At 54.1% G+C, this 23,970-nt stretch carries 35 protein-coding genes, 1 tRNA gene and 1 pseudogene; 36 read left to right on the top strand and 1 reads right to left on the bottom strand.

The window, feature by feature from the left end:
• Nucleotides 1-132 precede the first annotated feature (132 nt).
• From LOC22_RS22070 to LOC22_RS21920, 30 genes and pseudogenes are all read left to right on the top strand, one after another.
• A complete protein-coding gene (locus LOC22_RS22070; protein ID WP_196344440.1) occupies nucleotides 133-582 on the top strand; it encodes a recombination protein NinB in 450 nt (149 codons plus the stop codon).
• Nucleotides 575-745, top strand: coding sequence for a NinE family protein (locus LOC22_RS22065; RefSeq protein WP_109948456.1), 171 nt, complete (start codon nucleotides 575-577; stop codon nucleotides 743-745). Before LOC22_RS22070 ends, LOC22_RS22065 begins: the two co-directional genes overlap by 8 nt.
• Nucleotides 738-1,382 (top strand): recombination protein NinG, encoded by a 645-nt coding sequence (locus LOC22_RS22060; protein ID WP_196344439.1) that lies wholly within the window; start codon nucleotides 738-740, stop codon nucleotides 1,380-1,382. Before LOC22_RS22065 ends, LOC22_RS22060 begins: the two co-directional genes overlap by 8 nt.
• The gene (locus LOC22_RS22055; RefSeq protein WP_149002054.1) at nucleotides 1,379-1,495 is read left to right on the top strand and encodes a hypothetical protein; all 117 of its coding nucleotides are present in this window, start codon (nucleotides 1,379-1,381) and stop codon (nucleotides 1,493-1,495) included. Before LOC22_RS22060 ends, LOC22_RS22055 begins: the two co-directional genes overlap by 4 nt.
• Nucleotides 1,492-2,181: a bacteriophage antitermination protein Q gene (locus LOC22_RS22050; RefSeq protein ID WP_230239222.1), complete on the top strand. Its 690-nt coding sequence runs from the start codon at nucleotides 1,492-1,494 to the stop codon at nucleotides 2,179-2,181. The genes LOC22_RS22055 and LOC22_RS22050 overlap by 4 nt, the downstream gene beginning before the upstream one ends.
• A gap of 189 nt (nucleotides 2,182-2,370) precedes the next feature.
• Nucleotides 2,371-2,613, top strand: a complete 243-nt coding sequence (locus LOC22_RS22045; RefSeq protein ID WP_126775512.1) for a hypothetical protein — start codon at nucleotides 2,371-2,373, stop codon at nucleotides 2,611-2,613.
• Nucleotides 2,614-2,655: 42 nt separating this feature from the next.
• Nucleotides 2,656-2,731 (top strand) — tRNA-Arg (locus tag LOC22_RS22040).
• 176 nt (nucleotides 2,732-2,907) lie between these two features.
• Entirely contained in the window at nucleotides 2,908-3,228 is a 321-nt protein-coding gene (locus LOC22_RS22035; RefSeq protein ID WP_032141950.1) for a hypothetical protein, read from the top strand.
• 55 nt (nucleotides 3,229-3,283) lie between these two features.
• Nucleotides 3,284-3,736, top strand: coding sequence for a lysozyme (locus tag LOC22_RS22030; protein ID WP_223866363.1), 453 nt, complete (start codon nucleotides 3,284-3,286; stop codon nucleotides 3,734-3,736).
• Complete coding sequence (locus LOC22_RS22025) at nucleotides 3,733-4,110, top strand: DUF2570 domain-containing protein (RefSeq protein ID WP_047642424.1); 378 nt, start codon at nucleotides 3,733-3,735, stop codon at nucleotides 4,108-4,110. The genes LOC22_RS22030 and LOC22_RS22025 overlap by 4 nt, the downstream gene beginning before the upstream one ends.
• A 296-nt stretch (nucleotides 4,111-4,406) precedes the next feature.
• A pseudogene (locus LOC22_RS22015) lies at nucleotides 4,407-4,924 on the top strand (Rha family transcriptional regulator).
• Between the two features lie 60 nt (nucleotides 4,925-4,984).
• Nucleotides 4,985-5,137, top strand: a complete 153-nt coding sequence (locus tag LOC22_RS22010; RefSeq protein WP_001514188.1) for a hypothetical protein — start codon at nucleotides 4,985-4,987, stop codon at nucleotides 5,135-5,137.
• Nucleotides 5,130-5,348 (top strand): hypothetical protein, encoded by a 219-nt coding sequence (locus tag LOC22_RS22005; RefSeq protein ID WP_230239221.1) that lies wholly within the window; start codon nucleotides 5,130-5,132, stop codon nucleotides 5,346-5,348. The genes LOC22_RS22010 and LOC22_RS22005 overlap by 8 nt, the downstream gene beginning before the upstream one ends.
• A 6-nt stretch (nucleotides 5,349-5,354) precedes the next feature.
• Entirely contained in the window at nucleotides 5,355-5,789 is a 435-nt protein-coding gene (locus tag LOC22_RS22000) for a hypothetical protein (RefSeq protein WP_045335929.1), read from the top strand.
• Complete coding sequence (locus LOC22_RS21995; RefSeq protein ID WP_230239220.1) at nucleotides 5,786-7,033, top strand: PBSX family phage terminase large subunit; 1,248 nt, start codon at nucleotides 5,786-5,788, stop codon at nucleotides 7,031-7,033. The genes LOC22_RS22000 and LOC22_RS21995 overlap by 4 nt, the downstream gene beginning before the upstream one ends.
• Nucleotides 7,034-7,095: 62 nt before the next feature.
• Complete coding sequence (locus tag LOC22_RS21990) at nucleotides 7,096-7,269, top strand: hypothetical protein (protein ID WP_154819277.1); 174 nt, start codon at nucleotides 7,096-7,098, stop codon at nucleotides 7,267-7,269.
• Between the two features lie 55 nt (nucleotides 7,270-7,324).
• Nucleotides 7,325-7,858 carry an HNH endonuclease gene (locus tag LOC22_RS21985; RefSeq protein WP_017383020.1) on the top strand — a complete coding sequence of 178 codons (534 nt, stop codon included), beginning with the start codon at nucleotides 7,325-7,327 and terminating at the stop codon, nucleotides 7,856-7,858.
• Nucleotides 7,855-9,204 (top strand): anti-CBASS protein Acb1 family protein, encoded by a 1,350-nt coding sequence (locus LOC22_RS21980; protein WP_063436838.1) that lies wholly within the window; start codon nucleotides 7,855-7,857, stop codon nucleotides 9,202-9,204. The genes LOC22_RS21985 and LOC22_RS21980 overlap by 4 nt, the downstream gene beginning before the upstream one ends.
• The gene (locus tag LOC22_RS21975) at nucleotides 9,164-10,090 is read left to right on the top strand and encodes a phage minor head protein (RefSeq protein WP_230239219.1); all 927 of its coding nucleotides are present in this window, start codon (nucleotides 9,164-9,166) and stop codon (nucleotides 10,088-10,090) included. Before LOC22_RS21980 ends, LOC22_RS21975 begins: the two co-directional genes overlap by 41 nt.
• A 2-nt stretch (nucleotides 10,091-10,092) precedes the next feature.
• Nucleotides 10,093-11,358 (top strand): hypothetical protein, encoded by a 1,266-nt coding sequence (locus LOC22_RS21970; protein ID WP_230239218.1) that lies wholly within the window; start codon nucleotides 10,093-10,095, stop codon nucleotides 11,356-11,358.
• A 12-nt stretch (nucleotides 11,359-11,370) separates the two neighbouring features.
• Nucleotides 11,371-11,820 (top strand): hypothetical protein, encoded by a 450-nt coding sequence (locus LOC22_RS21965; RefSeq protein WP_032669780.1) that lies wholly within the window; start codon nucleotides 11,371-11,373, stop codon nucleotides 11,818-11,820.
• A gap of 17 nt (nucleotides 11,821-11,837) precedes the next feature.
• The gene (locus tag LOC22_RS21960) at nucleotides 11,838-12,914 is read left to right on the top strand and encodes a major capsid protein (protein ID WP_230239217.1); all 1,077 of its coding nucleotides are present in this window, start codon (nucleotides 11,838-11,840) and stop codon (nucleotides 12,912-12,914) included.
• Nucleotides 12,915-12,923: 9 nt separating this feature from the next.
• The gene (locus LOC22_RS21955; protein ID WP_128613383.1) at nucleotides 12,924-13,217 is read left to right on the top strand and encodes a hypothetical protein; all 294 of its coding nucleotides are present in this window, start codon (nucleotides 12,924-12,926) and stop codon (nucleotides 13,215-13,217) included.
• Nucleotides 13,218-13,275: 58 nt separating this feature from the next.
• Complete coding sequence (locus tag LOC22_RS21950; protein WP_128613384.1) at nucleotides 13,276-13,677, top strand: hypothetical protein; 402 nt, start codon at nucleotides 13,276-13,278, stop codon at nucleotides 13,675-13,677.
• Nucleotides 13,677-13,850: a hypothetical protein gene (locus tag LOC22_RS21945; RefSeq protein ID WP_006820518.1), complete on the top strand. Its 174-nt coding sequence runs from the start codon at nucleotides 13,677-13,679 to the stop codon at nucleotides 13,848-13,850. Before LOC22_RS21950 ends, LOC22_RS21945 begins: the two co-directional genes overlap by 1 nt.
• Nucleotides 13,850-14,200 carry a hypothetical protein gene (locus LOC22_RS21940; protein WP_006808949.1) on the top strand — a complete coding sequence of 117 codons (351 nt, stop codon included), beginning with the start codon at nucleotides 13,850-13,852 and terminating at the stop codon, nucleotides 14,198-14,200. Before LOC22_RS21945 ends, LOC22_RS21940 begins: the two co-directional genes overlap by 1 nt.
• Nucleotides 14,201-14,202: 2 nt before the next feature.
• Nucleotides 14,203-14,610, top strand: coding sequence for an HK97 gp10 family phage protein (locus LOC22_RS21935; protein WP_199008872.1), 408 nt, complete (start codon nucleotides 14,203-14,205; stop codon nucleotides 14,608-14,610).
• Nucleotides 14,607-14,990 (top strand): hypothetical protein, encoded by a 384-nt coding sequence (locus LOC22_RS21930; protein ID WP_230239216.1) that lies wholly within the window; start codon nucleotides 14,607-14,609, stop codon nucleotides 14,988-14,990. The genes LOC22_RS21935 and LOC22_RS21930 overlap by 4 nt, the downstream gene beginning before the upstream one ends.
• 63 nt (nucleotides 14,991-15,053) lie before the next feature.
• Nucleotides 15,054-15,797 (top strand): Ig-like domain-containing protein, encoded by a 744-nt coding sequence (locus LOC22_RS21925; protein ID WP_230239215.1) that lies wholly within the window; start codon nucleotides 15,054-15,056, stop codon nucleotides 15,795-15,797.
• Nucleotides 15,798-15,854: 57 nt separating this feature from the next.
• Nucleotides 15,855-16,544, top strand: a complete 690-nt coding sequence (locus LOC22_RS21920; protein ID WP_230239214.1) for a DUF6246 family protein — start codon at nucleotides 15,855-15,857, stop codon at nucleotides 16,542-16,544.
• Here LOC22_RS21920 and LOC22_RS21915 read toward each other — a convergent pair.
• On the bottom strand, nucleotides 16,539-16,826 hold the full coding sequence (locus tag LOC22_RS21915; RefSeq protein WP_213811998.1) for a hypothetical protein: 288 nt from the start codon (nucleotides 16,824-16,826) through the stop codon (nucleotides 16,539-16,541). The genes LOC22_RS21920 and LOC22_RS21915 overlap by 6 nt on opposite strands.
• A gap of 115 nt (nucleotides 16,827-16,941) precedes the next feature.
• Between LOC22_RS21915 and LOC22_RS21910 the strand changes: the two genes are divergently transcribed.
• Genes LOC22_RS21910 through LOC22_RS21885 form a run of 6 tightly spaced genes read left to right on the top strand, consistent with a single transcriptional unit; the run spans nucleotide 16,942 to nucleotide 23,958 of the window.
• Nucleotides 16,942-19,845, top strand: coding sequence for a tail protein (tape measure) (locus tag LOC22_RS21910; RefSeq protein ID WP_230239213.1), 2,904 nt, complete (start codon nucleotides 16,942-16,944; stop codon nucleotides 19,843-19,845).
• 10 nt (nucleotides 19,846-19,855) lie between these two features.
• Nucleotides 19,856-20,083 (top strand): hypothetical protein, encoded by a 228-nt coding sequence (locus LOC22_RS21905; protein ID WP_045344834.1) that lies wholly within the window; start codon nucleotides 19,856-19,858, stop codon nucleotides 20,081-20,083.
• 41 nt (nucleotides 20,084-20,124) lie between these two features.
• Nucleotides 20,125-20,622, top strand: a complete 498-nt coding sequence (locus tag LOC22_RS21900) for a hypothetical protein (RefSeq protein ID WP_047642510.1) — start codon at nucleotides 20,125-20,127, stop codon at nucleotides 20,620-20,622.
• Nucleotides 20,622-21,092: a hypothetical protein gene (locus LOC22_RS21895; protein WP_230239212.1), complete on the top strand. Its 471-nt coding sequence runs from the start codon at nucleotides 20,622-20,624 to the stop codon at nucleotides 21,090-21,092. Before LOC22_RS21900 ends, LOC22_RS21895 begins: the two co-directional genes overlap by 1 nt.
• A 9-nt stretch (nucleotides 21,093-21,101) precedes the next feature.
• On the top strand, nucleotides 21,102-21,494 hold the full coding sequence (locus tag LOC22_RS21890) for an NlpC/P60 family protein (RefSeq protein WP_230239211.1): 393 nt from the start codon (nucleotides 21,102-21,104) through the stop codon (nucleotides 21,492-21,494).
• Nucleotides 21,481-23,958: a host specificity factor TipJ family phage tail protein gene (locus tag LOC22_RS21885; RefSeq protein ID WP_230239210.1), complete on the top strand. Its 2,478-nt coding sequence runs from the start codon at nucleotides 21,481-21,483 to the stop codon at nucleotides 23,956-23,958. The genes LOC22_RS21890 and LOC22_RS21885 overlap by 14 nt, the downstream gene beginning before the upstream one ends.
• Nucleotides 23,959-23,970 lie beyond the last annotated feature (12 nt).

Genomic DNA, 23,970 nt, shown 5'->3' with positions numbered 1-23,970 from the left:
GAACAACTCCGGTGACTTCTGCGCATTTAAGGGGACTTAAATGCGACCACAATCTGAACTCCTCACCTTTTCACAGATGCAGAAATGCACCTGCGATTTTCTGCATTCTGCGTTACCTCTCGGAGGTGGCGCATGAAACAGCACTACTGCATCGTTAACGACACCGTTAAAGAAAACCTCATTGCGTACATTCGCACCCTGCCGGTAAACCCTCGCGCGCCGATGGTGGTCGAGGCCCGGGAAGAGACCCGCACAGATAAGCAAAACCGTCTGATGTGGCCATTGCTGAAGGACCTGTCTGACCAGGTTGTCTGGCACGGCGAAAAGCTTACCCGCGAAGAGTGGAAAGACCTGATCACCGTGCTGGTGAATCAGACCCAGGACCAGGAGCAGAAATCCGCGCCGGGCATCAACGGCGGACGCGTTTATTTCGGCGTCCGCACATCCAAATCCAGCAAGCGCTACATGGTTGACGTCATTGAGGCGATTTACTGGTTCGGTACCGACCGCAGCGTGAAGTTCTCCGAAGCATCCAGTAAGCGCATCGCCTGGGCGCAAGAGTGGAGGGCTACCCGTGGGTAATCCTCTCGCACGCGTCATCACAAATCATATCTTCAACGTTCCGGCGCGCCGCAAGCGTAAGCCCGCGATTAAGCCGTCCGATATCCCGACACTGAAGGGCTACACCGCCCGCCTGGTTGATCAGAAATGGCTGCGTCTCGCGGCGAGGAGAGCGCATGGCTAAGTTACCGCGCCGCAAGTGCGCCCATAAAGCCTGTCGCCAGTGGTTCCACCCGGTACGCGACGGGCAGGTAGTTTGCTCATTCGAGTGCGCCAGCGCGATCGGCAAAGAACAGACCGCAAAAGCCCGTGAAGCCGCTAAGCAGAAGGCGGCGCAGCGCCAGCGCACCGAAGAGAAGGCAGGACGCCAGCGTCGCAAGGCCAAGCGCGAGTCATTCAAGACTAAAGCTCAGTGGGATAAAGAGGCCCAATCGGCCTTCAACTGCTACATACGGATCCGGGACGAGGGAAAAGAATGCGTCAGCTGCGGCAATCCACTCATCGGCAAGAGCAATTACCTGACAGGCAGCGCCATTGACGCCAGCCATTACCGTTCGCGCGGCGCTGCATCGCATCTCAAATTCAACGTGTTTAACGTCCACTCCGCTTGCACCCGCTGCAACCGGCAGTTGAGCGGCAATGCTGTCGAGTACCGGATCCGTCTGATTGAGCGTATCGGACAGGAACGTGTCGAGCGCCTTGAATCTGATAACGATCCGCGCCGCTTCGATATCCCATACCTTCAGCGCATCAAATCCATTTTCACACGCAAAGCCCGCGCGCTGGAAAAACGCCGGGCACGCCGACAGGAGGCCGCATGAGCCACGCCGATTTCCTGCGGTACCAGGCAGAAAGCGTTAAGCGCGCCTGCATGCCCCCAGTAGCAAAGCACAGCCAGACCAAAACCAACCAGCCACAGAAGGAAGCCGCATGAACAGTCAGCAACTGGAATACGTACGTCAGCAGCTCATTGTGGCGACCGCAGATCTGAGCGGGGCGACGAAAGGGCAGCTGGTAGCTTTCGCCGAGAACGCGCAATTCACCGCGACTGCGCGCAGCAGGGGACGGAAAAAGGTATTCGACAAAGATAAGCAGCGCATGGTCAACCCGGACGGCCCGCCGATGAGCGGTAGCCAGTCCCGCGCTAAGGGATCGTCCATCGCGCTGGTGGGTCCGGTGGAGTTCGTGACAGCATCATGGCGCCGCGCTGTCCTGTCGCTGGATGACCACCAGAAAGCTTGGCTTCTGTGGAACTACAGCGAGAATATCCGCTTCGAGTACCAGGTGGCGATCACTCAGTGGGCGTGGGCCGAGTTCTTGGAGCAGCTCGGCGCGAAGAAGGTGGCCGGCAAGACGCTGGAGCGCCTGAAGAAGCTTATCTGGCTGGCGGCGCAGGACGTGAAAGCAGAGTTGGCGGGCAAGGACGTGTATCAGCACCAGGACCTGGCGGCTCTGTGCGGCGTTAAGCCTGATAACTGGTGTCATAACTACGCCGACTACTGGCGGGGCATGTGCTCCATCTTTAATCGGCTTGATGGTGATTCTCTCCGTTGCACTCTGAGAACACGATCACAACAAAAGGCGACTTTTTCGCAGCAGGGTATTGCAAAAGTCAATTAAATAGCATACATTTCATGTAAATCTGATATCGTCGCCATAGCTTCGTAGGTCGACAAAGAATTGAGAGCCTCGCCATCGTGCGGGGCTTTGTTTTTTGTGCTTTCTGTAAACCAAGTGGTCGTTAAAAGTTAAAAATCATTTTTTACTTATGTAAAATGTGGCCTCCAGTTAAAACAGAGAGTCCTCATCATGAAGAACTTCCAGCTTTATGTTGGCGGCACTAACAACATCACCTATCGTTACGAAATCAGAAAGGTGGATGATGCTTTTAGTGTTCGAATATTCAACGTCAAAAACAAGTTGCACAAAGAGGTCGGTTGTAAGTCGCTTCGCTTTGTGTCAGCTCATGATGTTATTGATGAGTGCACATCGCATTACAGGAAACACGCTGAAGGCTTCAGAGGCTTTTTGCGTGGACTCAAAATGTGGTGAATGTGCAACTCAACAAACAGGTCGCTCAGGCGGCCTTTTTTATTGCCTGTAGCTCAGTGGAAAGAGCACCAGCCTTCTAAGCGGTTGGTCGCTGGTTCGAATCCAGCCAGGCGAGCCAAAACCAGCCAAGGTATTTACGGCCAGAGAGCCGGCATTGCCTTACCCTCATCTTCCCGGCCTGTCGCCGGGTTTTTTATTCAGGCCGCAGACAATCAATTCCAGATGCCCCGTAGCTATCGTGTCTGACGGCCTTTTCCCAACTACGACACAGCACCCCGGGCCCGGAGGTGTGGAATGCAACGTATGAACCCAACAAATGGACACGATCTGCCGTACTGGTGGTCGGCGGCCTTGGGACTGTTCTCTTTGCTTAGCCTACAGGATTACGTGTTTATTATCGGCGCGCTGGTATCAGCGTTCTTCACGATAAAAACCTATTACGCAAAACGGAAAGAAGAGCGTGAGCGTATGGCTGAGGAAAGGAAACGAACCCAGCTGCTGGAAAACTACTTATCTGATGTAGGTAAAAAACCTCACTCCGATCGTCCGGCTGCCGCCGAGGTGGTTACGGAGGCAATGCGGAGAATTTCCGGTGGCACAGTTGAAACTGAGTAAGAAAAGCGGCGCGGCGGGCATTGTCTGCTCCGTAGGAACGATCATCGCTATTGTGATGAATGCGGGACACGTCCGGACTAACGAGCGCGGGCTGGAGTTAATCGGCAACGCTGAATCTTGCCGACGAGATCCATATGTCTGCCCGGCCGGTGTGCTGACTGACGGTATGGGGAACACGCATGGCGTGAAGCTTGGCACCGTTAAGTCTGACCAGCAGATCGCAGCCGAATGGGAGCGCAACATCCTTGATGCTGAGTCCTGCGTTAACCGTTACGGGAATGGCAGAAAGCTATCTGACGATACTTTCTCAGCAGCTGTATCGGTAACGTTTCGTGCTGGCTGTGGGAACATGCGCACCTCCACGATGTTCTCTCTTCTCAGAAGTGGAGACATCACGGCGGCATGCAACCAGTTCCCTCGCTGGGTATGGGGAGGCGGCAAGGTTCTGCCTGGTCTGGTAACTCGAGCAGGGAAAGAAAAGGCGCTCTGCCTGGAAGGTGTTAAATGAGCCGGTTAACAGCAATCATCTGTGCTTTCGTTATCTGTCTGCTGGTCTCCATGGCCTGGACGATTAACCATTACCGCGACAACGCCATCACCTACAAAGACCAGCGCGATAAGGCGACGGTCAGGGCCGACACATCAGAGGCGATCACCAATAACGTGATCACCACGATGAACCTCATTCGCGATATCTCACAGGCTACCCAGAATGCAAAGAACGAACTGGCCCAAAAAGGCGAAACGCGCATTGTCTACATCAGGCAGGCACTTGAAGGCGATCCGTGTGCTAACCAGCTTGTTCCTTCTGCCGCTGCTGACAGCCTGCGGGAATACGCAGACAGTTTACGTTCCGGCACCGGTGGTGCCGATAAGCGCTGACCTGACCGCAGACACACCGATCCCCGGAATGGTGGTTCCGTTCACATGGCAGGCAAGTCTCGAGTTAAACGCTCAGCTCTACACGGCGCTGGGGCAGTGCAATCTGGATAAGGCAGCAATCAGGAAAATCGAATCATCAAGAGCCTCGCAATAGCGGGGCTTTTTTATGCGCATCTCACGCGCACATCAACGAGAGCCTTTCAGTAAGCGAGCCTGAGAAAAGCCGTTATAGGTGGCGACCTCTCTCGGGCGGCTTTTCTGTGAGACAGGCTCACTTTCTAAAAGGTAAAGACGCTATGAATAATCCGTCAGTTATTCCGGCCTTCGACTTCCGCGAAATGGTCACGACCCTCGACAACAAGATAATCACCACATCACTCAAGGTGGCGGATTACTTTGGCAAGCGACACAAAGACGTTTTGCGTGCCATACGTAACCTGAAATGCTCCGATGACTTCACCCAGCGCAATTTTGCGCCCATTGATTTCATTGACAAAAATGGCGATGTTCAGCCTATGTATAACATCACCCGCGACGGATGCATGATGCTAGTGATGGGATTCACTGGCAAAACAGCTGCCGCAGTGAAGGAGTGTTACATCAATGCCTTCAACTGGATGGCCGAGCAGCTAAACCGGCGCATGGCGATGGGTGAAGAATTGCAGCATCGCTACGCCATCAAAAAACGCGCTCAAAGCTGAAAGGCACGATCGGAAGCCGTTTGATGAACGAGCGGAAGAAAGAGAAGCGCGTCCTGGAGCTCGAACATGAGCACATCATGCAGGTAACGCAGCCGGAATTACTTATTGGCTGATCGCGGCATTACAGAAGCCCTTCATTGAGGGGCTTCGATAATGACAAGCAGAGGTAAATTATGATTGGCACCCTAACCTATAAAATGACACTTCGCCCATACATGAAGCCCTTGCTGTTTGTCGCGGCAATGACTAACTGGCACTGGTTAACCGATATCTGCTTCAAGAAAGAGATTGTCGCAGAAGGCGCGAAGGTGGAGCTAAATGGCTGACATCTACCAAATCACGCTAACCACCCAAACAGGCGAAACCTTCACGGGCAAGATGTCACGACGTCAGCCTGAACTGGTGAACGGCTTTGTGCCGCTGGCGACCGAGACGGGCGAGTGGCTTTACTTCGCTCCGGCCGATGTGAAGCGTGTGCAGTTCACGCCAGTACCGGCAGAGCAGATCGAACAGCCAGAAGAACTAACAGCGGAGTAACAAACTATGGCGACCAAAAAAAAGACTGGCCGCCCTTCTGATTATCTACCAGAGGTGGCTGCTGACATCTGTTCACTGCTTGCCGATGGGGAAAGCCTGCGCAAAGTTTGTGACCGACCAGGGATGCCTAACAAGGCGACGGTATTCCGCTGGTTGGCACAACATGCAGAGTTTCGCGACCAATACGCGAAAGCCACTGAGACACGCGCAGACGCTATTTTCGAAGATATGTTCGATATCGCTGACGGCGTAAATGAAGAGGCTGCCGCAGTAGCTAAAGCACGTCTTCGCATCGACACGCGAAAATGGGCTCTGGCCCGCATGAACCCGAAGAAGTACGGCGACAAAGTCAGCCAGGAAATCGATCACAAATCTTCAGACGGAACTATGACTCCGAAGCCGACTGTCATCCAGCTGCTCCCCGTTGAGCCGAAATCATGAGTGAAGCCGTTCAACTACCGATCCCCGCCAAGCTTGCGCCGCTGTTCGCTGCGGTGAATAAGCGTTATCGATGCTCGCACGGTGGACGTGGCAGCGCCAAGACGCGCACATTCGCCCTGATGACTGCCGTAAAGGCGTATCAGTCGATGATGAACGGTGAAAGCGGCGTAGTGCTCTGCGCGCGTGAGTTCATGAACTCGCTGGAAGAGTCGAGCATGCAGGAGGTGAAACAGGCGATCCTGTCTGTTCCATGGCTGGCTTCCAACTTTGACATCGGCGAAAAGTACATCCGCACCATCGACAAGAGCGTTAACTACGTGTTCTGCGGTCTCCGGCATAACCTCGACAGCATCAAGTCGAAAGCGCGCATCCTGCTGTGCTGGGTCGACGAGGCTGAATCAGTCAGCGAAATAGCCTGGCAGAAGCTGAGCCCTACCGTTCGTGAAGAGGGATCAGAGATTTGGGTGACGTGGAACCCGGAGCGCGACGGCAGCGCCACGGATAAGCGTTTCCGCAAAGAGGCAGGCGACGACTGCATCACCGTTGAGATGAACTATACGGATAACCCCTGGTTCCCAGACGTGCTGGAAGGTGAGCGACAGAACGATCAGCGCCGACTTGACCCGGCAACATACGCATGGGTGTGGGAGGGTGCTTACCTCGAAAACTCTGACAAGCAGGTGCTGGCCGGTAAATACCGGATCGCTGAGTTCTCGGAAAACCTCTGGAAAGAAGCTGAGCGCCTGTTCTTTGGTGCCGACTTCGGATTCGCCAAAGACCCTAACACGCTGGTGCGCTCGTTCATCCTTCACAACCGGCTGTACATCGAATACGAGGCATACGGTCAGCAGACAGAGCTCGATCACATGCCTGAGCTGTACGACACGATTCCTGGCGCGCGGGACTGGCCAATTAAAGCTGACTCTGCGCGACCTGAGACAATCAGTTATCTCAGGCGGCAGGGCTTCAATATTTCAGCAGCTGAGAAATGGCAGGGTAGCGTTGAGGACGGGATCGCCCATCTTCGCGGCTTCGACGAAATCATTATCCATCCGCGCTGCAAAAACGTGGCACGTGAGGCCCGCATGTGGTCGTACAAAACGGACCGCATTACCGGTGAGGTGTTGCCGAAGCTCGCCGATGGCTATGAGCACTGCTGGGACGGTATCCGCTACAGCCTCGACGGTCACATTAAGCGTAAGGGCCAGATGGCCGGGGTGATGATCCCCAAAAGATTGCGTTAAAAATTAAAGATTCACCAAGAATTGACGTTATTTATTAACGATGTGCTTATAAGGAGATAGTTATGCAACATCATTTCAAAAACGTCATTTTCCAGAGAATCGCGAAGGGTTCAACGGTTGGCATTCAGGTAAAGCTAAAAGATGTTCTCGCTAATGGGAAGACGGAATCAGCTCTGCTAGAGGCTCTTCAGAAGCAATTTAAGGGCGATACGATAAAGGTGAAAAGCTACCAATAAGTTGAGGCCACTTAGGTGGCCTTTTTCATGCCTTAACTCCACCAACGGATAAATCATGACTGACAAATTAACTCTCGCCGTTGGTGATAACGGGGGCTTAGACATACATAAAATCCGGGAGTGTGTTGCATACAGCCCTTTAAGTCCAACTGGCCTGGTGTGGATAAAAAGCTCTGGGAGAGTTAAAGCCGGAGACCATGCTGGAAGCTACAACGGCGCGCGTGGTTACTACTACGTCACCATCAATAAGAAAAAGTATCTTGCCCATAGAGTGGTATGGGTATTGATGCATGGCGCGCTTGGGTCATCGGTTGATGTCGACCACAAAGACGGCAATACCACCAATAACAAACTCGAAAACCTTCGCCCAGCAACGAGAGCAGAAAACCTAAAGAATACCCCACTTCGGAAAGATAACTCATCCGGCGTTAAGGGGCTTTCGTGGCACTCAAAAAACTGCGGGTGGCAGGGGCGAATTTGGGATAACGGAAAAATCCACCGCAAGTTCTCTACATCTAGAGGCGTAGTTGAGGCCTGGCTAATTGAGATGAGGGAGAGTCTTCATGGCGAATTTGCGAGGCACGAATGAGTGATAAATTAACACTTGCGGTAAATCACGCTCTTAACGATGCGCAGATGGCGCGCGCCCGTATGGGACTGATGGCGCCAACGATGGGGCTGGACAATAAGCGCCATTCTGCATGGTGCGAGTATGGCTTCCCTGGGCAGGTAACCTACGAAAACCTTTATGCCCTGTACCGTCGCGGTGGTATCGCTCACGGTGCAGTTGAGAAACTGGTGGGCAAGTGCTGGCAGACTAACCCGGAAATCATCGAGGGTGATCAGGCAGACAAAAAGCGCAAAGAAACCGCCTGGGAGAAAAAGTCCAAACAGGTATTCAACAACCGGTTCTGGCGCTCATTTGCCGAGGCGGATCGCCGTCGCCTTGTCGGTCGTTATGCAGGAATCCTTCTGCACATCCGCGACGAAAAAGACTGGAGCCTTCCGGTCATCAAAGGGCGAGGTCTTCAGAAAATATCCGTGGCGTGGGCCGGATCGCTAACGGTTGGTGAGTGGGACACTGGCCTGAACTCGAATACGTACGGTCAGCCGAAAATGTGGCAGTACGCCGAACGCTTGCCGAATGGCTCAAGCCGCCGCGTTAATATCCATCCCGACCGCGTTTTCATCCTTGGTGATTACTCAGACGATGCTATTGGCTTCCTTGAGCCAGCTTATAACGCCTTTGTGAGCCTGGAGAAGGTAGAGGGCGGGTCTGGTGAGTCATTCCTGAAGAACGCCGCTCGCCAGTTAGCACTTAGTTTCGACAAGGAAATCGACTTTGGCAGCATTGCATCTATGTACGGCGTTAAAGTAGATGAGTTGCAGGATAAATTTAATGACGCTGCTCGCGAGATGAATCGCGGAAATGATGTGCTGCTTTCTCTCCAGGGGGCCAGCGTAACCTCCCTCGTTTCTCCGGTTTCTGATCCGTCTCCAACCTATAACGTAAACCTGCAAACAGCCGCCGCAGGAGTTGATATTCCTACGCGCATTCTGGTTGGTAACCAGCAGGCTGAGCGGTCCAGCACTGAAGACCAGAAATACTTTAATGCTCGCTGTCAGTCGCGCCGAGTAGACCTCGCTTTCGAGATAGAGGACTTCTGCGACAAGCTTATTGACTTGCAGATCGTCGATTCAGTCAGCCAGAAAGCAGTTATCTGGGATGACCTGAACGAACAGACCGGTACTGAGAAGCTCACTAACGCCAAGACCATGGGTGAGATTAACCAGACCATGCAGGGCAGCGGCGATGAACCCGCGTTCACCCGTGAAGAGATTCGCACGGCTGCGGGCTATGACAATGACGACGAAGAGCCTTTAGGAGAAGAGGATGGCGACGAAGAAGGCGAAGCCACCGATTCTTCCGCGTAACTATCAGGATCCGACCGGAGCCGATGCGCTGGAACGCCGGGCAATGAAAGACTTCGCCAGGCGGATGAATAAGATTGGCAAAGCTTACAAATCAGCACTCGACAAAATACCTTCCTCCCTCGCAGTAAACGCCAGATACGAATACCAGCTAAACCCAACGCTACTCTCCATCATCCTGAACGATGCCAGTTACCTGGTTGATCAGGTGCTGCTTGAAGGTGGCGATTACGACCTGTGGTTTTACGAGTACATCGATCTGGCTTCGGAGAAAGGGACCGGGCAGTCGTTCTACAACCTCAGCCAGCAGTCGCCGGTGTACGCCGCTGGTCGTGAGTCGTTAGCGTCAATTCTCGCAAGCGACCCGTACCAGCAACGCATGGCGCTGTTGCATGCCCGTGTGTTTGAGGAAATGAAGGGTCTGACTGCTGACGTTAAGCGAGATATGACACGCGTGCTGACTGATGGCGTGGGCCGTGGACTCAATCCGCTGGACATTGCCCGCAACCTGACAGACCAGACCGGCATCGAGAAGCGCCGGGCGAACCGGATAGCACGCACTGAAGTGACGACCGCGCTGCGCCGGGCTAAATGGGATGAAGACCAGGAGGCGAATGACCTTTACGGCCTTAAAACGCTTCTGGTTCACATCTCGGCTCTGTCACCGACAACCCGACATACCCACACAGTGCGCCATGCCCACCTCTACACCAATGAAGAGGTCCGTGACTGGTACAGCAAGGATGGCAACTCCATCAACTGCAAATGCAGCCAGCAGTCTGTGCTGGTTGATGCGGACGGTAATCCGGAATACCCGGACACCATCACGAAACTCAAACAGGAATATAAATCGATGCAGGCGCGCGGTTACGCCTGGGCGGAGAAATAACTATGCCTATGCAGGTCAACATCACCACGAAGGTGAACAGTCAGTCTATCCGGCGCGAAACATACAACGGGCGTGAGCATCTGGTACTGCCGAGTTACACGCTTCCGGCGAACGTCGTCATGAATGGCGGCTTGTACACGCAAGAACAAATCGACGCCCACTATAAGGGACTGGAAGGCACCCTGGCACCGCTTGGGCATCCTCAGGTTAACGGTCAGTTCGTGTCGGCCTTTTCTCCTGAAGGTCTTAACGTCGGCTACGTAGGCGCGTGGAACCGTAACGTTAAGAAGTCCGGCAATCGTATCTACGTAGAAAAATGGGTGGATGTGGCTCGAGCTGAAGAGTCGGAAGGCGGGCGAGAGCTACTTGAGCGCGTCGCAGCTATTGAGCGTGGCGATGACGTTCCGCCTATTCATACCAGTGTCGCCGCTTTCCTCGACCAGCTTGAGCCTAACGAGCAACAGAGAGCTACGGGCGCCGAGTGGGTGGCGAAGATTCACAGCATGGACCACGACGCGATCCTGCTGCACGAAGTCGGGGCGGCAACCCCTGAGCAGGGCGTTGGCTTGATGGTCAATGCCGATCTGGCCCAACCGCTCAAGGCTAACTCGGGCGCGCTGGTTGGTGAATCCTACCGGGAGCGCGAACAGCGTCTCGATCGAGCAGCCAAAGCGAAGTTTGCAGCGGGCCCGGATGAATACGCATGGGTTGCTGATTTCACTGACTCGCAAGCTGTAATCATCCGTAACGGCGGAACCGCTGAGGTGTTTGGCTACAAGTCTGAGGGCGGCGTTATCGCCTTCGACGATACCGGCACCGCAGTAGCGCGACAGGAGTCGTGGGTGGCGGTCGTCGCTAACAAATTCAAAGCTCTATTCACACCGCAGGAACAGCCTGCACCAAACCACAAAACGGAGGGCGACATGCCTTTAACCAAAGAAGAACTGGAACAAATCGGCAGCATGATCGGCCAGGCTGTTGCGACCAATACTGAAGCGGCTATTAAGCCTCTCGCGGAAAAGGTTGATGCGCTACAGGCCAACCAGAAGCAACTCGCTGACACCCTGACCGCCAACTCACGCGCTGAAGAGAAAGCCAAGCGTGATGCGGTTGCTAAGGTCCATGGTGACATCGTGGCCAACGCGCTTTCTGGCGATGCCCTGGACGCAATGTTCAAGTCGCTGGGCGAAGCTGCTCCGCTGGGCACCAACAATGCTCAGCAGTACAAAGAAACCGGCGCACCTGCCGCAGACGAACACTTCAAGTAAGGAGCCGGAATAATGCCACGTTATCGTCGCGTTAATATCGACGGTCAGTCTCTGTACAAGACCGAAACCCGCACTACGGCCGCTGCGCTGCTACCGGGCACCGCCGCAACCATCAACTCATCCGATGAATTCGCTCAGGCCACTGCGCTAACCGGACGCCTGTACATCATCGATGTCGGTTACCACCAGGGCCTGACAATCACCGAAGAAATCCCTGCCGGGGATTCGGCAGTAGGTAACTACGTCGAAGAAGGTCGTGAGCTGGCGCTGCGCTGCCTGCCTGGTGCGTATAAAAAAGACAGCCCGATCAAGCTGGGCACTGCCGGTCAGTTTACCCTGGCAACCGATGACACTGATTCAGTGATCGGATACAGCCAGGATGAATACACCATCGCGGCCAGCACCACCGACTTCATCCGCGTGCGCATGCGCGTTGGCACTGCCGCCGCTGCTGGCGCGTAACAAAAGGACAAAAACATATGTACTTCTCAAAAGAGACGCTGGCGACTAACTCCCGCCTTGGCGGGCACTGGGATGAGCTGTGGGCAAACCGCAACATGTGGAACCTACAGAACGATTCCATCATTGCGGCTAACCGCGCAATCATGACGCCTGACATGCTGGCCTGTAACGCCGTTGGCGGTTTCTCCCGTGACTTCTGGGCTGAGATTGACCGTCAGGTGCTCCAACTGCGCGATCAAGAAATCGGCATGGAAATCGTGAACGACCTGATCGGCGTTCAGACGGTGCTGCCGGTCGGTAAAACCGCCAAGCTGTATAACGTGGTAGGCGATATCGCTGATGACGTGTCAGTAAGCATCGATGGCCAGGCGCCGTTCTCCTTCGATCACACTGATTACGCGAGCGACGGTGATCCGATTCCGGTATTCACTGCTGGTTACGGTGTTAACTGGCGTCATGCTGCTGGCCTTAACTCTGTTGGCATTGATCTGGTGCTTGATTCGCAGATGGCGAAGATGCGCAAGTTCAACCAGAAGCGGGTTAACTACTACCTCAACGGCGATTCAAAAATTCAGGTTCAGTCCTACCCGGCGCAGGGCATTAAGAACCACCGAAACACCAAGAAGATCAACCTCGGTTCCGGTTCTGGTGGCGCGAATATCGACCTGACTACTGCCGACATGACCGCGCTCTTTGCGTTCTTCGGTAAAGGCGCATTCGGTACTACCGCCCGCACGAACAAAGTCGCCGCATACGATGTAATGTGGGTTTCCCCGGAAATCTGGGCAAACCTGGCGCAGCCGTACGTGGTGAATGGCGTTGTAAGCGGCACTGTATTGCAGGCGGTTCTGCCGTTCGCGCCGGTGAAAGAAATCCGTATGAGCTTCGCTCTGACCGGTAACGAGTTTATTGCGTACGTTCGTCGCCGTGACGTGATCTCACCACTGGTGGGTATGGCTGTAGGCGTTGTTCCGCTGCCGCGCCCACTGCCTAACGTTAACTACAACTTCCAGATCATGTCTGCTGAAGGTCTGCAAATTACCGCAGACGATCAGGGCCTGTCCGGCGTTGTCTACGGCGCTAATCTGGCGTAAGGAAACAGCATGGCTAAATACGAAGTTGTGCGCCCATGGTTCGGCGTGAAGGTTGGCGACGTGGTGGAGTTGAAAGAGCTTCACCCGGCGTTGAAGTCTAACGTCAGGCTGATGAAAGGCGAGGCTGGTGGTGAGCTGAAACCTGCGACACCTGATGCCGGTACCGGTGAGAAATCTCGCAAAGAGATTATTCAGGACCGCCTGACCCAGCTGGGTATTGAGTTTAAAGGCACCCTGGGCGCGGGAAAGCTCAGTGAGCTGTTGCCGGATGGCGAACTCGAAAAGCTTTTCCCTGCTGAATAACAGCCGCCGCTAAGGCGGTTTTTTTATGCCCTCTTCGGAGGGCTTATCAGAGGCCCGCATGATTACCACAGAAAAGGCCAAAGAATATCTGAAGTCAGTCGGTATCACGCTACCTGATTTCATCTTAGAGGCGCTCGTAGAGCAGGCCAATAGCATTCAGGAATGCCTTGATGAGCACTACTCACCAGCTACAGCGCTACTGATTCAGTCATACCTGTTGGGCATGATGGCTCTGGGGCAGGGTGACAAGTACGTGTCCAGCCACACCGCCCCGAGCGGGGCGTCAGAATCATTCCGCTATCAGTCGTTCTCAGATCGCTGGAAGGGGTCCTTAAATCTCCTGAGAGGTCTGGATAAGTATGGCTGTGCTAACTCCCTGATCCCTGCCGACCCGACAGCAACACCGGCTTTTGCTGGCATCTGGATCGGGAAGGGCGGCTGCATGTGCGGGGATAAGTGATGACGTACAAATCAGTTAAGCACGGGCTGCCGCGCTCGTTCACCCGCGTCTGGGTGATGACCGACACCGGGCGGGAGACTACCGGCTACGTGAAATCGGACGGCGAGTGGTTCATCAACTGCCCGCGCATCCGGGCGACTGGCGCGAAGGTGCTGCGCTGGAAGGAGGGCTGATGTCATCGGTAGCGAACTGGAGCTATACCGCCACGGCGACCATCTGGCGCAAACTGGAAGGAAATGACGAATACGGCGATCCGCTTGGCTATGCCGAACCTGAGCAAATCCTCTGTGATTACGAGGGCGGGCTCAGCAAGAAGTTAGCCAGCCTGGGCGCTGAAATCGTCGTGAAAAACACCGTCTGGACGGAGTTTGCGCTGGCGGCCGCAGGTGATTACTTGCTGATTGGCGTGTCTACCGAAGCGGACCCAGTTGTCGCCGGTGCTGACGAGGTGCGGCAGGTTATTCGCTACGCCGACACTTTCGAGCGCCTGGCGGATGATTACGCCATCCTGACGGGAGTGTAGCCATGGGCATAAAAGTGAAGGGCATCAGCCAGGCGAAAAGGAATCTTGATCGAATCGTTGGTGAAATTGAAGGGATAAAAGTCCTAAGAGCCATCAAATCAGCATTGCTCATCGTTGCGCCTGAGGCGGCGAGAATGACACCAGTTGGAAGCACATCAAACCTTATCAATTCACAGATACAGGAAGTAGAAGCCAGTGGCACCTTGGTCACAGGGCGCATTATCTACTCAGCAAATTACGCAATCTATGTGCATGAGGCGAAAGGGACCTTAAAGGGACAGCCGCGACCTTTATCACGAGGTGGAGGTAATTACTGGGATCCTGCTGGTGAGCCAAAATTCCTTGAGAAGGCTGGCGATAATACTCGTTCAGATGTTGACTCTGTCGTTAAGAAGGAGCTTTCGCTATGACACCCATGATGCACGAGCGGGTGCGCAACATGTTCGGCGACGCCGGGCTAACTACCGGCTTCACGGTGCAGCAGCTGATGTACGACGACCCTGGCGACCTGTCGAAGGCGATCATGGTATTCAGGCCAAATGGCGGGTCGAATATCCGCACCGATTTAGGTTCTGAGTATCACGTGCTGGTCGACGTCGTTGGGGCGAAAGATAAGCGCAAAGACGCGCTCAATGCCGTGCAGCGCATCGTAGATTACGTCCAGGCCAACCCCATGGCTGACGAGTGTGTCGGATACATCCAGAACATGGGCGCAATTCCCGCGCCGGTGCTCACAGAAGAAGGGCGAATAGTCTTCCGATTGCAATTTGCATGCGCGTTTGGCGACTAGCCATTCCCAACCAAATAACCCGCTCAGGCGGGTTTTCTTTTATACGTCAAAGAGGAGTTTCAAATGGCTGACTGCCCTAACTCGAACGAGCGCCTTTTCGGCGGTGCGATCGTGCTGGAGGTCGCTGACGGCTGCCCTGATGTAAAACCTGAAGAATCAGAGTGGAAATCTCTGGCTGCGGGTACATCAAAGGGCTTCGACTTCAACCCTAACTCGGTTACATCTGATGCAGATGATGGCGGCGGCTATGTCGAAACCATCATCACCAACAGCGATTTCACTATCAGTTTTGAAGGTGAAGTGCGTAAGAAGGACAAACTGGACCAGTACGGTATCGGCAAGTTCATTACGTACTTTGCTGCGCAGCTGAAGGCTAAGAAACAGCCCGGAATCTGGGTTCGTATGGACTACGGCCCGGTCGAATTCGTCGGTTACATGAACATCACGGCGCTGAGCTCAGACGGCGGTACCAACGACATCGTCACTTTATCCACCGAGTTCAAAGTAGGCGATGCAACCACCATCGAAGTGAACGAGCTGACTGCTGTAGCGGTTACTGGCGTGACGGTTACTCCGACAACCAGCACCGGCACGGCGGGCGGTACCAGCACCTTCACGGTGAATATCGCACCAACCGGCGCTACCAACAAAGAATTCACTGTAGCGACTACCGATGCGACCAAAGCAACGGCTACCGCCTCAGGCAACACCGTTACCGTAACGCGTGTCGCCACCGGTAGCGCGCAGATAATCATCAACACCGAAGACGGCAACTTTGTGGCCGTGCATACGGTTACCGTTACCTAACGGACATTCCAAAGGGCGGCGTGCTGCCCTTGATAATGACCGTTTACTGGAAGGCCTATGACTGCTTTAACCGATATTGGCGAACTGTCTATCAGCGACAGCTGCGAAGGCGGGAAAGATTACCTGTTGCGACCTTCATTCGAGGCCATGACCAGAATCGGCACTCCGGAAGAGATTGTGCAGGCATACGCCACCATCCACGGCAATGATGTCGCTCAGCTCATTGAGGTTTGCGCTGGCACGCTGGGGCGCTTTCCTGAATGGCTATCTCCTTCTTTCAACCGCGCCGCTGAGAAACTCTTATCAACGTGCATGCTGGTGCTGCAATCGTGCTGCGATGACGACCTGACACCAATGATCGGCGAGTGGAAGGGGTGGCGGCACTGCGTCGTCTACCGACCGGGCAGATTGCCAAAGAACGACATCATCGTGCTGGCGCAGCACCTCATGCAGCACGGCATCGTCGGAAAAGCCAAGCTTCGCCAGTTGCAGCGCCATGAAACAGGCGAGCGCACTACAGAGTTTAAAGCATTCGACTACATCAGCGCAGCTCGCAGCCACTTCGCCATGAATCGCGCCGAAGCCTCTCAGTTAACGATGACCGAATTTCAGATGCTGCTGGCGGCGAAATACCCGGACCAGAAAGGTTTTACGAGAGAAGAGTACGACGCCGTAGCAGATGCTTATCTTGCCCGAAGAGCAAAAAGGGCAAGACAAGAATGGCGGCATATAGATCAAAACTTATAAACGTTTAAATGGTGGCCTGCTTGGTAGGTTGTCTCCAAAGGAGCCCATTATCTGCTCTCTATCATGTAAAGCGGTAAGCTCATTATCAATAGCGAGGATCAGGTCATGAGCAATCTGGTAATCAACATCATTTGGATCAACATCTTTGAATATCTTATCTTGAGCTGAAAAGTCCTCAATTAATTGATCGTATGCAGGGTGGGAATATGGAATTTTCTTCCCAGAATTTTTCTTGATTCCATGTTCGATTTTCTTTAATTCGGCAATAAGTTTCGTTTGCATTTTAGTCATCCATTCGAGAGCAGGTCCGCGAAATCAATGCGGTGGCTATTCAAATATCATTGAAAATTATGGATAAAACAATATCTAAGTAACGAATATCTATCTGGAGAAACCGATGGCAGGTGAGAAGAACGCCGGTAGCATCGTTTATGAAATCAGCGCCGACGTTGAGCCGCTGTTACAAGGCGGCAAACAGGCCATTGATGCTCTGGATAAACTGGATGCTGCGGCCCAGCAGTCCGGAAAGGGCATGGATAACCTCGACGAGAGCACCTCACAAACCGGGGCCGCGTTTACAGAACTGGCTGGATATGCCAACTCCATGGACAACCAGCTGCGCAAGCTGAACACCAACGTGAGTGGCATTGCCCGTGCAATGGAAGAGGCCAGAAGCGGCACCGGTGGTGCGAGCAGTGAATTCAGCCGTGCAGAATCAATCATCGAGGCGCTGGGTAACCAGTTGGCTGTGCTGGATGAAGCGCAGGAGAACGGCGCGCGCAGTGCGGCTGTTCTTGCTGCACAGCTCCGCGCCGGGTCGAAAGCGACAGACGAAGAGAAGCAGAAGATCGGCGAGTTGACCGGGCGGCTCTTCGACATGAAAGGTGCTGCTGATACTTCGATGGGCAGCAACAAAGGCTGGAAGTCCAGCATGCAGCAGGCCGGTTACCAGGTGCAGGACTTTATCGTACAAGTCCAGGGCGGTCAGTCAGCATTGGTAGCATTCGCCCAGCAGGGCTCGCAACTCGCTGGCGCGTTTGGTCCAGGCGGAGCGGTAGTTGGCGCAGTGATCGCGCTGAGCTCTGTCATTGCTGGCGTGCTGATTACATCGCTTAATGGTGGAAAGAACGCCATGGACGCGCTGAAAGATGCAGCCGAAGCGATGGATAAGGTGATCACCATTTCCCAAAATGGCGTGGCCGCTCTGTCTGATAAGTACGCGAACCTGGCAAGAACAAACGCCGAGGCAGCAACCATCCTGAGAAATCAGGCAATGATTGAGTACAACGCTGCCATAGCGAAGATCCCTAAATCCATCAATGATGCTTCTAATTCTATCGTGGGGTTCACCGACAAGTTGAAGACTTCTTTCGTTGGTGGCATTGCGTCCATCGATGAATTCAACAAAAACCTTTCTACCGTCGGGGCAACAGCTGGCACATACTCGGCAGCCATGGAGCAAGCGAGGAACGCCGGGGCAAGGTTCACCGTTAACGCCAACGCGATCCAGAACACGGTAACCACGCTTGCGGATAAATTTGGCGTGTCTGAGCAGCGCGCATTCGAGCTAAGCAAGCAACTCTCTGATGTGGCGAACAATCCAACGCCTGAAGCACTACAAAGGCTCGTTCTTGAACTTCAGAGCACAGAGAGTTCGACAAAGTCAGGAGCTGATGCAATAAGGACGTTCCTTGGCCCGCTGACGGAACTCGTTCGAGTAGCTGGCGAGGCCCAGATCAATCTCTCCGGAATGAAAAAAGAGGTCGACAATCTTACCTCAGGGCAGAAGAACCTTATAAAGCAGTCAGAACGCAATCTGGCACTGTCTAAGCTACAGGGTGAGGCCCGCGCGCGGTTGCAGGCGCAATATGCTGCCGAAGATGCCGGGTTTGCGAAGGATGATCCGCATGCTAAGCAGATGCAGGATGACGCTGCCGCTACGTACAAAAATACGCAGGCGCAAAAGACACTTCAGTCCGAGCAGAAGAAAGGCGCCTCTCAGGCTGATTCTATTGCTCAGAAACTGGCGAACCTGAAGCAGCAGTCAGAGCTTGCTGCCGAATCAACCAATAATCTGAGTCGCGAGCAGGCGATCCTGAATGCTCAGCAGTCACTTGGTAAAGGCGCAACGAAGGAACAGATCGCGCTGGCTGGGCAGTACGCCGCAACAAAATGGGACACTGCCAACGCCATTAAGGCGCAGTCCGCAGCCGAGAAGCTCCTGCCAGAAGCGCGCGAAAACGCCAACTATAAACAGGATGTTGAGGATCTGAATACCGCTCTGGCTGCGAAGAAAATCAGTCAGGAACAGTTCAATAAGACATCCGAGCGACTGGAGGCAACTCACCAGGCAAACCTCGCAAAAATCCGCGCGCAGCAGGCCGTGACGCCTCAACAAGAGGCAGTTGCACAGGTTGATCCAGTGCAGCAATTAGCTAATCAGCACGCTCAGCAACTGGCCCTTATCCAACAGTTCGAGCAGCAGGGGTTATTAGCTCACCAGAATGCATTAGCCCTTAAAAATGCTGCCGATACGCAGTATGAGCAGCAAAGAACCGCTGCACAATGGGAGCTTCTTAGCCAGCAGAGCCTGGGGTACAGCATGCTGACAAGTGCAGTAGATGCGTTTTCAGGTAATGCATCTAATGCGTTAACCGGGCTGATCACCGGAACGATGTCAGCGCAGGATGCTATGCGTTCACTCGGTAACACGATGCTGAATAGCGTGGTAAATGCGCTAGTCCAGGTTGGGGTTGAGGCCCTCAAAAACTTCATTATAGGGCAGACATTGGGCGCAGCAGCTACTGCTGCTGGAGCATCTCAGGCTGCAATCTTGGCTACAGCTTGGGCTCCTGCCGCCGCCATGGCGAGCCTCGCTTCATTTGGGGCCAACTCAGTTCCTGCCATGACAGGAATTGCTTCAACGGTAGGCCTGGCACAGGGCCTTGCTTTAACCGGTATGCGTTACAATGGCGGCCCGGTGAATGCAGGAGGTCTTTATCAGGTCGGTGAGCGAGGGAAGCCGGAGATTTACCAGGCCAGTACCGGTAAGCAGTACATGATACCGGGCGACAACGGCAAGGTGATCAGCAATAAGGATATGCAGGGTGGGAGTGGTGTAATAATCAACAATATCGTGCAGAATTACACCTCTGCTACCGTTGATTCTCAGGGAACTGTGAACTCAGATGGTAGTATTACCCTCACTACAATTATCGCGGATTTGAATAATGGTGGCCCGATAAGTCAGGGTATAACCAGTAATTTCAACGTGAAAAGAACCCCGAACGGTCAGGGATAAGGAGATTTACGTGGTTATTGAGCCGGGCGAAGTGCATTCAATACCAACTGAGATAGGTAAACCACACAGGATACGCCCGAACAGGGCGGTCGAGTTTGTGTTTACTCTAAGTGATGGATCAACAATCAAGGGAATAACGCCTGCTGGGGAAGAGCTGGAATTTACCAATAATGGCGAAATCGTAGACATAAAAATCAATATCTACGAGGCACCAACCGGGCCCCGGCTTGTTGATTAAGCAAACCCGCTACGGCGGGTTTTTTAATGCCTGGAGTTTAGATGCCAATTATCGACTATCCCGACTGGCTGCCGCTGGCGCAGAAGGCCAGCAAAAACATGACACTCGATACCGGTTTCCAGACCGATCAGCCAGCGGTCGGCCCGGCAATCTTCGAGAATCAAACCGACGACCTGAAAGTGACCTGGTCACTGACGTGGATCTTCACTCTGGCGCAGGAGCGCGCTTTCCAGCAGTGGCTACGCAGCCCGAACTATCTCAACCGGGGCCTGAACTGGTTCCGGATGAATATCAATCTGGGCGGTAGTGGCCTGCAACTCCAGGAGCTTCACTTCACGCAGATGCCGGTGCAAACCAGTATCGACGGCGGGGTGGTGACATGGACAGGAACCGTTATTGCCAACCATCTGTACAACGCTGACGACGAATTCGACGACGTGATTGTTGAGTTGCCGCCTCCATGGCCTTCAGTGTTGGATATCGTTGTCACGGGTTATCCGGACGGTCGCGATCCGGAATCACTACCGAGGGTTCCGTAATGCCGAGCTTCAGGGAGTACAAGCAGCAACGCCCGACGCGCGGACTGTACGACACAATCACGTTCTATCACCCATCTTTTGGCTATGTGCGCCTTGTCGATAAGCAGTTCTTCCCGAAGACGCTCGGCGGCCAGACGTACACGCCAGCGCGCTTTGAAATCGAAGAGAGTCAGCAGAGCGGTACTCCGGTTATCGACGCGACGGTGAAGCTTGGTCGGCTGTCGTCGGATATCAAAGCGCTGATGAAACAGTGGAAGGGTTCGGCCCGGCTGACGGCCATCACGGCCACCCGGCAGATCTTCGACAGCGGCGATGTGTCGGTGCCGATTAAATCCTGGCAGCTTTATGTCAAGACGGTGGATATCGATGCCGACGCCGCATCGGTCACTCTGTCTGTGACCAACCCGCTCAATAATAATATTGGAAAATTATACGATCCCCGCGAATACACTGGACTCCAGTACCTATAAGGCATGCTCATGACTAAAGATGAATTTATTCGGCTGGTCATTGGTGTGCCGTGGGCTAACCGGGCCTGCTCGTTTGAGAAAGTCGACTGCTGGGGATTGTGCGTGTTGTTTTACAGGCATGTCCTCGGCATTGAGCTGCACCAGACGCCGGACTACGAAGCCGGGGCGGACTTCTTCACCTGCTATCAGGGAGACGTCGTTTTCTGGCGCAAGGTCGATAAACCGGTCGAGGGCGGGATATTCGTCGGGTACCGCGGCACGCAACCGGCACACGTTGGCCTGGTACTGAACCGGCAGGCGCTGCACTCGCGTGGAGAGAACGGAAGCGTGCGCATGGACTCGTTGCTGGTCATTCAGCGGGCATTCACCAAAGTGGAGTTTTTCGAACATGGCGCTGGTTGAGATATCGAATTTTCCAGGAACGCCTAAGGTGCGTTGCAGGGTGCCAAACGGCACCCTTTTTTATGACTGGCTGGCGGCCAATGACGCTACTTTCCACCGCGACCTGCTGATCGTCCGCAATGGTGTGAAGCTGGGCGACGATGACGAACTGGCGTTTGAGCTGAGTGAGCTGGACCACATCCAGATATTCGACCAGCCGAAGGGCATTGTCGGCGACATCCTGAGCCCGATTTTTAAAGTCGTTGGCCAGGTGTTTTCGTTCCTGGCGCCGAAGCCGGCAATCGCGAACAACGGCGGTAATACCGTCGACTCACCGAACAATAGCCTGACCGGTCAGACAAACACCGCGCGCGTCTACAAAGCCAAGCCGGATATCTACGGCCAAATCCGTTCGTTCCCGGATCTGATTCAGGAATCGGTATTTGAATACGTTCATCAGACTTCCACAGACGGAGGCCTGAAGTACGTCACTGAATGGATGTGTATCGGTATCGGCAAATACGATTACGAGTCCGTGCGCTACTCAGAATCAAGCCTGGGCTCTCTTGCAGGTGCTGAATTCCAGTTCTTCCAGCCTGGCGAAGTAATCCCGCAGATCGTTGAAGGTTACGGGTTCGATGACGTCGACGGGCAGGAGGTTCCCGGGCAGAACGAAGCCAGCGACTTCCCGATCGAAACAGCAACGGCAAACACGGTGGTCAGCGGAACGTATTCCGGCGGCCAGATAGCGATGAAAATCGTTAAGCAGGCTGAGTTCGACTATTTCATGGGGCTGGTGCTGCCGCACGCTGTAACCTTCACCATCAACGTGACGTATAGCACGGCCTCCGGCAACGTTACTACCGATGCGACATTCTCCGGAACGCTGATCTCCGCCGTTGAAACAAACGACGGCGCGGTTGTTAACCCGGTGCGCTGGTACACGTTTACGATGAACCAGCTGGAGGGGCCGCAGGACATCCCCGCGAATGCCACGATCAACACCACGAAATTCATCCTTAACGATAACGAGGCGCTGGTGGTTGGGCCGTTCTTTTCCCCGGTCGAGTCAACTCAGTTGTGGCTGCATACTCAGTCCAGCCTCGGCGGGAAGAAAGAGACCAACTGGAAGGTGGTTATCTGGAAGATCGACGACGAATACAACCAAGTCCCTGGTACGCAGCAGACGTTTACATACAGGCAGACGACGCCGCATCAGTCGACGAGTGAGGTGTTTTATCGCACTGACAAGATCACTCCGACCGGCGGCTTCGGGAAGTACGCGGTCAGCTTCCAGCGCACGGACAACTCTGGCGACGCGTCACTTCTGAAGGTCGAAGAGATCCACAGCATTAACATCCGTACGAATGTCGTCCACCCGACCGACACGCTGGTGCGCGTAAAAGTCAGGGCGACGGAGAATGCCCTGGGCAGCCGTGAGCGCAAATATAACGCCCTGGTGACGCGTCATACCATCACGTACGACCTCAATACGCAGACGGTGGATTACACGCTGCGGCCGTCGCGCTCGTTCGCTGATGCAGTGGCGCACACCTGGATTGTGATGGGTGAGCAGCCGGTCAGCAGCATTGACCTGTACGGTCTGTACTCTATTGCTGAAAGCCTGCCTGACGAGCGCCTGGGCTACTTCGACTACACGTTTGACGACGAGAACGACTCACTGGGAGACCGCGTGCAGGCGATCTGTAATGCTGCTTCGGTTGTGGCGTACTGGGACGACGGCGTGCTTACGTTTACTCGTGACCAGAAAGTTGACTACCCGGCGGCCGTATTCAACCGTGCGAACATGAAGACGGACGAGTACAAAATGACGTACGAAGCCACTCTTCCCGGCGGTTATGACGGCGTTCAAGTGTCCTACGTTCACCCCACAACGAACAACAAGACGTACATCAACTACCGCGTGCTGAACGGCGCCATCGTCGAGCAGGAAGCGGAGAATCCGAACAAGCTTGAAATAGTCGGCTTACGTAATGAGTATCAGGCCCGGGAGCGCGCATTACGCGAAACCAAGCGCCTGATCTACTCGCGCGTGAAGATGAACGCCAAAGTGTTTGAGGACGGCATTATCCAGGTTGGAAGCGTCATTCAGATGCCTGACATCTACGACAGCAACCAGCAACAGGGTTACATCACCGGACGCGCCGGGAATAACTTTGATACCAGCGAGCCGATCACCTTCACCGGTTCGATGTATGTGCTGGTTACCGACAGCATGGGTAACCCAACTCTGCGCTATCCGGCAACCGCCCGTAGCGACACGAAGTACGGATTCACCGCGGCTATCCCCGACATTCAGCTCAATATATGGAACGGAGACACTGTGCAGCTCCCGTCGCGCTATCTCATTGCGACAGTGGAGGAACTGGACAGTCAGCTATGGACGGTCAACAGCATTAAACCGAACACAGATAACACGGTATCTCTGACTGTCGCGGAATACAGCGACGCCATCTACGAATAAGAACCTTCCCCG

Source organism: Enterobacter sp. AN-K1 (assembly GCF_020971765.1).
GTDB lineage: Bacteria > Pseudomonadota > Gammaproteobacteria > Enterobacterales > Enterobacteriaceae > Enterobacter > Enterobacter hormaechei_C.
This window is presented reverse-complemented; position numbering and strand designations above follow the sequence as displayed.

Coding starts and splice junctions, on each gene's coding strand:
- LOC22_RS21985 (WP_017383020.1), top strand. CDS start 7,325: ATGACTGACAAATTAACTCTCGCCGTTGGTGATAACGGGGGCTTAGAC.
- LOC22_RS21895 (WP_230239212.1), top strand. CDS start 20,622: ATGCCGAGCTTCAGGGAGTACAAGCAGCAACGCCCGACGCGCGGACTG.
- LOC22_RS22025 (WP_047642424.1), top strand. CDS start 3,733: ATGAGCCGGTTAACAGCAATCATCTGTGCTTTCGTTATCTGTCTGCTG.
- LOC22_RS21925 (WP_230239215.1), top strand. CDS start 15,054: ATGGCTGACTGCCCTAACTCGAACGAGCGCCTTTTCGGCGGTGCGATC.
- LOC22_RS21965 (WP_032669780.1), top strand. CDS start 11,371: ATGCCACGTTATCGTCGCGTTAATATCGACGGTCAGTCTCTGTACAAG.
- LOC22_RS21910 (WP_230239213.1), top strand. CDS start 16,942: ATGGCAGGTGAGAAGAACGCCGGTAGCATCGTTTATGAAATCAGCGCC.
- LOC22_RS21970 (WP_230239218.1), top strand. CDS start 10,093: ATGCCTATGCAGGTCAACATCACCACGAAGGTGAACAGTCAGTCTATC.
- LOC22_RS22050 (WP_230239222.1), top strand. CDS start 1,492: ATGAACAGTCAGCAACTGGAATACGTACGTCAGCAGCTCATTGTGGCG.
- LOC22_RS21945 (WP_006820518.1), top strand. CDS start 13,677: ATGACGTACAAATCAGTTAAGCACGGGCTGCCGCGCTCGTTCACCCGC.
- LOC22_RS22035 (WP_032141950.1), top strand. CDS start 2,908: ATGCAACGTATGAACCCAACAAATGGACACGATCTGCCGTACTGGTGG.
- LOC22_RS21940 (WP_006808949.1), top strand. CDS start 13,850: ATGTCATCGGTAGCGAACTGGAGCTATACCGCCACGGCGACCATCTGG.
- LOC22_RS22070 (WP_196344440.1), top strand. CDS start 133: ATGAAACAGCACTACTGCATCGTTAACGACACCGTTAAAGAAAACCTC.
- LOC22_RS22010 (WP_001514188.1), top strand. CDS start 4,985: ATGATTGGCACCCTAACCTATAAAATGACACTTCGCCCATACATGAAG.
- LOC22_RS22005 (WP_230239221.1), top strand. CDS start 5,130: ATGGCTGACATCTACCAAATCACGCTAACCACCCAAACAGGCGAAACC.
- LOC22_RS21920 (WP_230239214.1), top strand. CDS start 15,855: ATGACTGCTTTAACCGATATTGGCGAACTGTCTATCAGCGACAGCTGC.
- LOC22_RS21960 (WP_230239217.1), top strand. CDS start 11,838: ATGTACTTCTCAAAAGAGACGCTGGCGACTAACTCCCGCCTTGGCGGG.
- LOC22_RS21975 (WP_230239219.1), top strand. CDS start 9,164: ATGGCGACGAAGAAGGCGAAGCCACCGATTCTTCCGCGTAACTATCAG.
- LOC22_RS21890 (WP_230239211.1), top strand. CDS start 21,102: ATGACTAAAGATGAATTTATTCGGCTGGTCATTGGTGTGCCGTGGGCT.
- LOC22_RS22000 (WP_045335929.1), top strand. CDS start 5,355: ATGGCGACCAAAAAAAAGACTGGCCGCCCTTCTGATTATCTACCAGAG.
- LOC22_RS21955 (WP_128613383.1), top strand. CDS start 12,924: ATGGCTAAATACGAAGTTGTGCGCCCATGGTTCGGCGTGAAGGTTGGC.
- LOC22_RS21915 (WP_213811998.1), bottom strand. CDS start 16,826: ATGCAAACGAAACTTATTGCCGAATTAAAGAAAATCGAACATGGAATC.
- LOC22_RS22060 (WP_196344439.1), top strand. CDS start 738: ATGGCTAAGTTACCGCGCCGCAAGTGCGCCCATAAAGCCTGTCGCCAG.
- LOC22_RS21980 (WP_063436838.1), top strand. CDS start 7,855: ATGAGTGATAAATTAACACTTGCGGTAAATCACGCTCTTAACGATGCG.
- LOC22_RS21930 (WP_230239216.1), top strand. CDS start 14,607: ATGACACCCATGATGCACGAGCGGGTGCGCAACATGTTCGGCGACGCC.
- LOC22_RS21935 (WP_199008872.1), top strand. CDS start 14,203: ATGGGCATAAAAGTGAAGGGCATCAGCCAGGCGAAAAGGAATCTTGAT.
- LOC22_RS21900 (WP_047642510.1), top strand. CDS start 20,125: ATGCCAATTATCGACTATCCCGACTGGCTGCCGCTGGCGCAGAAGGCC.
- LOC22_RS21950 (WP_128613384.1), top strand. CDS start 13,276: ATGATTACCACAGAAAAGGCCAAAGAATATCTGAAGTCAGTCGGTATC.
- LOC22_RS22045 (WP_126775512.1), top strand. CDS start 2,371: ATGAAGAACTTCCAGCTTTATGTTGGCGGCACTAACAACATCACCTAT.
- LOC22_RS21990 (WP_154819277.1), top strand. CDS start 7,096: ATGCAACATCATTTCAAAAACGTCATTTTCCAGAGAATCGCGAAGGGT.
- LOC22_RS21995 (WP_230239220.1), top strand. CDS start 5,786: ATGAGTGAAGCCGTTCAACTACCGATCCCCGCCAAGCTTGCGCCGCTG.
- LOC22_RS22055 (WP_149002054.1), top strand. CDS start 1,379: ATGAGCCACGCCGATTTCCTGCGGTACCAGGCAGAAAGCGTTAAGCGC.
- LOC22_RS22030 (WP_223866363.1), top strand. CDS start 3,284: ATGAATGCGGGACACGTCCGGACTAACGAGCGCGGGCTGGAGTTAATC.
- LOC22_RS21885 (WP_230239210.1), top strand. CDS start 21,481: ATGGCGCTGGTTGAGATATCGAATTTTCCAGGAACGCCTAAGGTGCGT.